At 41.2% G+C, this 9,111-nt stretch carries 7 protein-coding genes; 2 read left to right on the top strand and 5 right to left on the bottom strand.

Features of this window, described 5'->3' with window-relative positions; translation table 11 throughout:
• Both K8S13_RS03710 and K8S13_RS03705 read left to right on the top strand, forming a co-directional pair.
• Window positions 1-1,072, top strand: a 1,072-nt coding sequence (locus K8S13_RS03710; RefSeq protein ID WP_291460545.1) for an FAD-dependent oxidoreductase, incomplete at its 5' end; no start/stop codon positions are given.
• A 64-nt stretch (window positions 1,073-1,136) separates the two neighbouring features.
• Window positions 1,137-2,150 (top strand): alpha-hydroxy-acid oxidizing protein, encoded by a 1,014-nt coding sequence (locus K8S13_RS03705; RefSeq protein ID WP_291460544.1) that lies wholly within the window; start codon window positions 1,137-1,139, stop codon window positions 2,148-2,150.
• Window positions 2,151-2,187: 37 nt separating this feature from the next.
• Here the strand turns inward: K8S13_RS03705 and K8S13_RS03700 are convergent, their stop codons facing one another.
• From K8S13_RS03700 to K8S13_RS03680, 5 genes are all read right to left on the bottom strand, one after another.
• Complete coding sequence (locus K8S13_RS03700) at window positions 2,188-4,335, bottom strand: response regulator (RefSeq protein WP_291460542.1); 2,148 nt, start codon at window positions 4,333-4,335, stop codon at window positions 2,188-2,190.
• Window positions 4,336-4,339: 4 nt separating this feature from the next.
• The gene (locus K8S13_RS03695; RefSeq protein ID WP_291460540.1) at window positions 4,340-5,392 is read right to left on the bottom strand and encodes an extracellular solute-binding protein; all 1,053 of its coding nucleotides are present in this window, start codon (window positions 5,390-5,392) and stop codon (window positions 4,340-4,342) included.
• 13 nt (window positions 5,393-5,405) lie between these two features.
• Entirely contained in the window at window positions 5,406-6,653 is a 1,248-nt protein-coding gene (locus tag K8S13_RS03690) for an extracellular solute-binding protein (RefSeq protein ID WP_291460539.1), read from the bottom strand.
• A gap of 174 nt (window positions 6,654-6,827) precedes the next feature.
• Window positions 6,828-8,123 carry an ammonium transporter gene (locus K8S13_RS03685; protein WP_291460538.1) on the bottom strand — a complete coding sequence of 432 codons (1,296 nt, stop codon included), beginning with the start codon at window positions 8,121-8,123 and terminating at the stop codon, window positions 6,828-6,830.
• A gap of 776 nt (window positions 8,124-8,899) precedes the next feature.
• A partial coding sequence (locus K8S13_RS03680) for a hypothetical protein (protein ID WP_291460537.1) occupies window positions 8,900-9,111 on the bottom strand: 212 nt, incomplete at its 5' end.

Here is a 9,111-nt window from a genome sequence, read left to right as displayed (position 1 = left end):
TCCCGTGATTACCGTGGGACGGATTAAATATCCGGACCATGCCGATGAGATTATTAAAGAGGGCAAGGCTGATATGGTGGCCTTTGGTCGGTCGTTTCTGGCAGATCCTTACTATCCTGAAAAAGCCAGGAAAGGAGAGTCTTCACAGATTCGTCCCTGTGTGGGCTGTTGTCTCGGGTGTATTCATGCAGTGCTTGCCAAAGAGCCCGGCTCCTGCGTAGTCAATCCTGATGTGGGAAGGGAATATAAACTAAAAGATGAAAAAAAGCCCTCTCAATCACTGAAAATACTTATTGCAGGTGCCGGCCCTGCCGGGATGGCATCGGCACGGCAATTTGCACTTCAAGGACACAAGACCATTGTCTGTGAAAAAAAACAAGATACAGGCGGATTGCTGTCCCTTGCATCAAAAGCTCCCGGCCGCGGGGAACTCAATGATATTTTGGATTTTTTCAAACAGGAAATGGATAGGCTCGATGTTGAGGTTCGGTATGATACAGAGCTTTCATTGGATCTGATCAATGAAATCAATCCTGATAAGGTGATTCTTGCCACAGGATCAATGCCGGATATGCCGGTGATTAAAGGGCTTTTTCAAACAAAAATGGATCTTGTTACCAATGTTGATGTGATCAGAGGCAAAGAACAGATTGGTGATAAGGTCATTGTGCTGGGTGGCGGCATGACGGGTTTGATTACAGCTGATTTTCTGGCAGAACTGGGGAAACAGGTCATTGTTTTGAACCGGAAAAATAGTTTTGCAGAGGAAATGTCCAGCAATGACCGGTATTACCTGAGGGAACGGCTGAAAAATGGAAATGTTTCTCTCTATAAAAATGTGTCGATTAAACAAGTCACAGATGACGGGGTCGTATTTAAGGCCAACGGGGATGAAAGGATATTAGCCGGTTTTGATTCTGTAGTGATTTCGGAAAAGCAAAGTTCTATCCGGGATGCTAAAAAACTTGAGAAAAAGACCAAGGCAAAGTTCCATCTGATCGGCGATGCAAAATCTCCAAGACATTTGATGTACTGCATCAGCGAAGCCGAAGAAATCGCACGATCAATATGATATCCGATTTAAAGAAATAAATATAATCAGTGTGGTCTTGATGTGATGATAAGGAATAAATATTATGCAAGAGATATATGAAAATGCAAAAGAATTAATGAAAGGCTATTGCAGAGTATGCAAAGAATGTAATGGAAATGCCTGTGCCGGTGAAGTCCCTGGTATGGGAGGGCTTGGTACGGCATCCTCATTTAAGGCAAATATCAATGCCTTAAAAAAGATTAATTTTAATATGCGCCTGGTTCATGATGTGCTTGAACCGGATACCAGAATTTCTGTTTTAGGAAAAGAACTTTCTATCCCCGTGCTGGCTGCGCCCATTGGCGGTGTGTCCTTTAATATGGGGGGTGCTATTTCTGAAGAAGCCTATATAAAGTCCATTATTTTCGGATGCAGGGAAAAAGGAATTATCGGGTGTACCGGTGACGGCGTCCCCGATTTTGTCCATGAAATCGGATTGAGTATTATCAAACAAGCCGATGGCCACGGCATTCCGTTTATAAAGCCCTGGGAGGATAAGGAGCTCTTTGAAAAGCTGGATAAGGCGAAAGAAAGCAATGCAGATATCACGGGCATGGATATTGATGCGGCAGGACTGATTACCTTAAAGAAAATGGGCCGGCCGGTCTCACCCAAAACTGTCGAAAAACTGGGTCAGATCGTTAAAAGTGTTTCAGGCAAATTCATTTTAAAAGGTATTATGACTGTTGATGATGCTATGTCTGCTGTTGATGCCGGTGCAGATGCCATTGTGGTGTCAAATCATGGCGGAAGAGTTCTGGATTTTACACCGGGTGCTGCCATGGTGCTTCCGGACATATCTGATGCTGTTAAAGGAAAAATAAGTATTCTTGCTGATGGCGGAGTCAGAACGGGTGGTGATGTTTTAAAGCTGCTTGCACTTGGGGCAGATGCAGTTATGATAGGACGTCCCTTTTGTGTTGCTGCGGTTGGTGGTCTTCAAAAAGGGGTGGAACTATATATTGATAAAATCAGAACAGAATTTGAACAGGCAATGGTTTTAACCGGTGTGTCAAAGGCCTGTGATGTTCCAAGAACCATACTTCATGGGTTTTAAGTAAGAAATCATCTTTCCTCTTATCTAAAGCAAAGGATTATGCTTCATCCAATACCTTCCGCACAATGAGGGACAACTCTCTCATGACAAAAGGTTTCATGACAAATGCTCTGATGCCCATTTTTTTTGCCTTGTATTCAGATATTCCGTTACTGTATCCTGTACAAAGGATGATGGGGATATCAGTATTGATCTTCATGAGTTCTTTAGCTAAGCTGTCTCCCGTCATTTTGGGCATAGTCATATCAGTAATAACAAGATCGAATCGATCAGGTTCTGCACGGAATATCTCTAAGGCTTCAACGCTGCTGGTCAAGGCAACAACTTTATAACCCAATTTTTCTAACAATTGTTTTCCAAGATCCACCAAAATATCCTCATCGTCAATAAATAGAATACGTTCGTTTCCGGTAGGGATGGGCTGGTCAGTCTCTTTTTCCGATGTTTCCTCCTCATTAATTACAGGAAGATAAACATAAAAAACAGCGCCTTTTCCCGGTTTGCTATCTACTTTGATGCAGCCGCTGTGGTTCTTGATGATACCATGTACCACAGCCATTCCCAGCCCGGTTCCCGAACCTTTCTCCTTGGTAGTGAAATAGGGTTCAAAAATTTTGTTAAGAACATCAGAAGACATGCCGTGACCGGTATCACTTACAGTTATTTTTAAGTAAGGTCCAGGCTTGATATCCGGATATTGAGCAGTGAAATCCGAATTAAGTTCCATGTTTTCTAAGTTTACTTGTAATATTCCTCCTTTTTCCATCATGGCATGGCTTGCATTGGTACACAGATTCATTAGGATTTGATGAATCTGTGTAGAATCAGCCCAAACTATATCATTGTCGATTTCAATTTGTTGCTGGATCTGTATGGTACTGGGTAAAGATGAGCGAAGGAATTTAAGGATCTCATTGACAATCAAGTGTACCTGTACCGGTTTTTTCTCTTTTTCAGATTTGCGACTGAAGGTAAGGATTTGTTTCACCAGGTCTCTGGCCCGTTTGGCTGCCTGAAGCACTTTATTCAAACTATTCTCCAGGCTTGAATCGCTTGGAATTTTCCGAAGAGCGATTTCCGTATATCCAAAGATAGCAGACAGGATATTATTGAAATCATGGGCAATACCGGCAGCCAAAGTACCGATGGATTCCATCTTTTGAGCCTGTAGGAGTTGGGCTTCGAGGTTTTTAAGCTCGGAAGTATCTCTTAAAACCGCCAGCATTGAAATAGTTCCATTGCTATGGACAATGGCTGCATTGGAAGCATGGTAAAATTGGTTGCCCTGCGGATCAACAACATCAAATGCCAGGCTTTTACCCTGTTGTATTTTATTGTGTCGACACCACGGACATTGTTCGTTCAAATCAAATATGGCCTTAAAACAAAGCTCTCCTACGGCATTTTGTCCTGTCTTTTTGATCATGGCTGGATTCATATATTCGATTCTATAGTCTGAAGAACAAATATAAACTGCATCATTCATGGCTTCCATCATTGAACGATATTTATTTTCGCTTTCCCGCAACACCCTATGCGACTTTTCCAGGTTATCCGCCATGTGATTAAAACTTTTTGCCAGCGTACCGATTTCATCCTTTCTGAAAATTTTTACCCTTGATGACAGATTTTCAAAAGTCATCTCTTTTACCGTATTTGTTAAGCTTTCAAGTGGTTTAATAATATAGTGTCTCATGAGTATATAAAGGCCAAGCCCTAAAAGAACAAAGCCTCCCATTAAACCAAAAATCAAGGCTGCAGTCACAGCTCGGATACGGTCATGAATATATTTTTTTGAAAAACCAATCTCTATGCTTCCAATTATTCCTTCCAGACTTGTGGTTATTTTACGTTTTTCCATATCTAAATCTTTTGCAGTAACATTGTTTTTGGCAGCGGATTTTATAAGCGTCCCGCTGTCATCAAAAACTGCAACAGATACAATTTTTTCATAACTTAGAGATGATGTTATCAAGTGTTCAACCTGCTTGTAGTCATATAAATCCAACATGGGAGCCAGAGAATAAGACAGGACTTCAATTGACGTCTCTTTATCAAGTTTATACTTATTCATGGCTTGTTTCTCTATGATTTGAGAAACCATGAAAACAGAACCGGAGATGCAAACAATAGTTAGGATAAAAATCAACAGGATTGTTTTTTTATTTAAACTGTCGATCCTCATTTTTCTATTCTCCCTTTTTAAACAAACTGTTAAATTCCCGGATATAGTCACTTTTTTTTTCGGCATATTTTGTTTTGTTTTCAGGACGTAAAACATTTAAACTTTTTAAGGAAGGTATCCCATTCAAAGGAGTTATACCATCACACACAGAATATTTATAAGTTAAACCTTGTATGAGTTTTTGGCCTTTTATAGAAATAAGAAAATCAAAAAATACCTTTGCTTCTTTCACATGTGCTGTCTGTTTTATAATGGCAACCGGGTTAACAATAAAAGGAATACCTTCTTTAGGATAGATACCCTTGATGGGTGTTCTTCTTTTTATCTTGTAATCGTGAACTATGTGTATACTGAATTGGCCTGCAATATCAATTTTTCCTTTAAGAAGCGCATTGGCAAGCGCCTCAGTCCTGTAATAGATTTTAGGCTTTTGAATAGAAAGCAGCTTTTCCCAGAATTTAACACCCAGTTTTTCCCGCAGCATGTAATATTGACCGTATTGGGAGCCTGCTGTATTGATATCCTCAAGTCCGATTCGCCCTTTCCATCTTTCGTCTAAAAGGTCAGTCCAGTGTTTCGGCGGTGTATCTATCCTGGTTTTATCATAGGCCATGCACACTCCAAATCCCGCAAATACCGCCCAGTAGCCCGTGTCCTTATATTTTTCGGGAAAATTTTGATAATGACGGGAAGCGTATTCCATCAGGTGTCCCTGATTCTTTAACTCAATAAACGTACCGATATCAGCAATTGTCAGCACATCTGCTTTGGTTGCATTCTGTTTAATTTCCGACAATAATTTTTCTCTGATTAAAAAAGTTGAGCTTCTGACGATTTTAACATCAATGCCTTTCTTTATTCTGAATGCATTTGCAATCCTGTCGGCATGTCTTTGCGGTATTGAAGTATACCAGGTTAAACTGCTTATAGTTGGAGAGGTATTTACTATAATTTCCGGTTGAGGTTTATTGGCACTAGTTGAGATAAAAAAATACGACAGGGCAAAATACAGACACGAAAAAATTATTAATAGAGCAATAAAAATTGATTTCTTCATTTTGGGGTACCTGTCATTTTTCCAGAGCCTTCACTTGATCGTTCATCATTTGCGCTGCCTGCCTGGCACTCAATCCGTCGTCGAGAAATCGTTTGAGGATCCTGGGAATAACCTTTGTTTCATAAATCCTTGCGATAAGGGCTCCTTTATTTTCAGTGACTCCCCAGTGATTTAAACCATCCATCCTCTCTACAATAGTTTTTATCACATCCATTCCATAGAACTCGGAGATTTTGGCCCGTATTGTAACGCCAAACTCAAGTCCCATCCATCCTTTAATAAAGCAGTTAGGTTCATGCCGGGTTCCCTTGCGCACGGGTAATTTACCCTCCGGGGCCATACCCAACCAGCTCAAGTATCCATCGGTCAGGAGAAATTCCATCCATTGTTTGGCTGGAGCCTTGTCTGCATCTCGTGTAATACCCAGGCAGTTTATCTGGCTGTATTGAGCCGTCCCTTTTAAGCCGTGAATAATGGACACAAACCCGGTGTTTTCAGCCAGGTATCCTGGTTTTCCTTTGACAATATCGGGAATCACTGTCAGGTCATTGCGAAGCCCTGACAGTTCATCCAGGATATAAGGCGACCACATGATCATGGCCGCTCGTCCTGACACATAGTCCATCCGGGTATGGAGCCAGTGGATATTACCGCGTGGGGAAAATCGGGTTAGTGCTTTATAGAATTCCAGGGTCTGGATCATTTCCGGGGTGTTAAGGTCGACAGTTCCGAATGGATCTATCAGCCTGACGCCATTGGACAAAGCAAAGTGCTCGAAAACTTGCTGAGTATATATCTGGTCGGGGTCAGTTGCTGCCATAAAGCCCCAGATCAAGGGTGGATTGTGAAGAACCTGAGCGGCTTGGAGGATACGATCCCAGCTGTCAGGTACAGGCAATCCCTTTTCTTTAAAGAGATCCTTGCGATAGAGCAGGAGCTGGTGCCATCCATCCATCGGTACAGCAGCATAGCCATCCGAGAACCAGACAAGGTTCAGAGAACCTGTACTAAAAGTCTCTTTGCCCAGACGATTTACAATATTCGTTGCAGACTGGACATCCAGGAGTCCCTTTTTTGCCCATCCAAGGGTAAAATCTATCGGGTGATAGAGCACATCGGGTAGAGCCCCTGTTGCATTGGCAGCAGTGATTTTTTTTGCTAAACGGTTTTCATGCACAGGTACCACACGGACATGAATTTTAGTTTTTGCGGTGAATGTCTGGGCAATCTTTCTTTGTATTTCCAGTCTTTCTGTTTCCATCTCAGTGGTCCAGAAAGTAATCTGATTTTGAGCTCCAGTCGCAGGAAGGCTCACTATAAAAACAGAAAAAATTATTAAAAGATATAACTTAACAGACCTCATAGATAGCTACTCCTCAGTTAGAGTAACTTATCGTATATTTGATGGGATTACAAATATTATGTGGTGTTGTGATTACTCAATTTCAAAGGCACGTTCACCATGAAGGGCATTATCCAATCCGGCAAGTTCATCATCACTGTCCACTCGAATTCCATTGGTAAGTATTTTGGTTGTCATAACAACGATAAAGGTCGCGGTGGCACTAAAAACAATGGTGCCGATAATGGATAGAAATTGAATCCAGACCTGTTTGGGGTTTCCGTAGAACAGGCCTGCTGCTCCTTCAGTAATGGAAGGATTAGCAAAAAATCCTGTGGCAATTGCTCCCCACATGCCGCACAGGCCATGTATTCCAAAAGCGTCAAGGGAATCGTCATAACCCAGTTTGTGCTTAAGAACTGCAACACCAAAAAAACCAATAATGCCGGAAACAACCCCAATTACCAGGGCGCCTGTTAAAGAGACAAATCCTGCTGCAGGTGTTATGCCGACAAGTCCGGCAATAACACCTGATGCAAGTCCTAAAAGGGTTGGCTTTTTGCTGTATTGCCATTCAACAAGCAGCCAGGCAAGACCAGCCATGGCTGCTGCCGTATTAGTAACCATAAATGCCGAAGCTGCTATTCCATCCGCAGCAAGTGCGCTGCCCGCGTTAAATCCAAACCATCCAAACCATAAAAAGCCCGCGCCAAGAGCAGTGAAGGCAACACTGGATGGTATCATGGCTTCTTTTTTATATCCGTGTCTTTTCCCGAGAAAAAGTGCCAGAACAAGGCCCGAAACCCCTGCATTAATGTGAACAACATTACCGCCGGCAAAATCCAGGGCACCTATTTTATGCATCCATCCACCGCCCCAGGCCCAATTACAGACCGGTGTATATACAAAAGTGACCCAGAGAATGGTGAATATAATCCATGATGAAAATTTCATTCTGTCAACTACAGAGCCCAGTATAAGGGCGATACTGATGCAGGCAAAGGTCATCTGAAAAAGCACAAAGAGGATGGTGGGGATGGTTCCGGATACGGAGTGAATATCAATGCCGTTAAGGAAAAGATGTTTTAAATTCCCGATAAAGAGGTTTGAGCTCTCACCAAAAGCAAGGGAATATCCCCAGCCAACCCAGACAATGCTGGCAAGACAATAGGCAACCAATGTCATGGCTATGGTGTTCAGCATATTTTTATATCTTGACATGCCACCGTAAAACAGGGCAAGGCCTGCCGGGGTCATTATCATGACCAAAGCGGTCGCCATGGTTACCCAGGCGGTATCTCCCGTATCAATGATTCCATCTTCGGCAAAGGCGCAGGCAGTGGTTGAAAAGAAGATTCCCAATAGCAGCAATATTTTTTTTAGTAACATGTTAAGTTTCCTTAGTTTGTTGATGTTTTATTGTTTATTCTTTCTTTAAAGCAAACCGTGTGCCATGAAATGCTATAATTTTTGCTTTACCTTATAATATGCTGAAAATATAAGATAAGTTTGATATATAATATGATATAATTTTAACTCATTTATTGATTTATTAGATTTTTATTCCAAATTTGTATTTTTTATTATCAAATTTAACTACAAAAATGTTATAAATATTTTTATACCGTTTTTAATCCTTGTTAAAACTTGGTAGGCCTGCTTAGAATGATGAAATGGCGGGAAATGACATTTTTGTAAAAAATAGTGTGCGGCTAAACACAGGGTGATCGCAAGTAAATTAGAGATTTTTCAGATATCCCGGCAGAGATAAAAGGCGGTACCTAAAGTTCACCGGAAACCCATGTCCGGTGAACAGGTAAAACTGTTGCTCTCTGCATCTGCCGATGATCATTTGAAATCATGTTGTTGGATTTTTCTGATCTTGATTCAGATACAATATTTTGTATTCGGTGAATTTTTAAGTAAAACGTTGACTTCACGTTGCTATGATCACTGCCGTTATGAGCCTGAGCACCGAGTATTTCTTTTGGAAGTCATACCCCAGTTTTCAATTTTGCTTGTGGTTAATAATACCATCTATACGTACAAATAAATAAATTTAAAGCTAATCTTATTTAGTAGGAGAAGCTTATTCTCATTTGATTTATCAATCTTTTTTCTCCAAAGTAAAAAGTGAAAAAAATTATTGGTATACTGCCCAAAATTTAAATTTCCAGTTCTAACAAGTTACCCGGTTCAAGCTCAAATTCTTCCACCAGGGTCTGTCTTTTTGACTGATGCTGAGTTTCCCACCAGTCAAGTTGATATCGCCCGGGAGGCAGTGGTAGGGTTTCCCAGGTCTGTTTAACAGCCACCTCCTTCTTGGTGTCCAGATTAATAAAAAAGATACCATAGGGTGGTTTTGCATCCTGATCAT

This window comes from Desulfobacula sp. (assembly GCF_021107415.1).
This window is presented reverse-complemented; position numbering and strand designations above follow the sequence as displayed.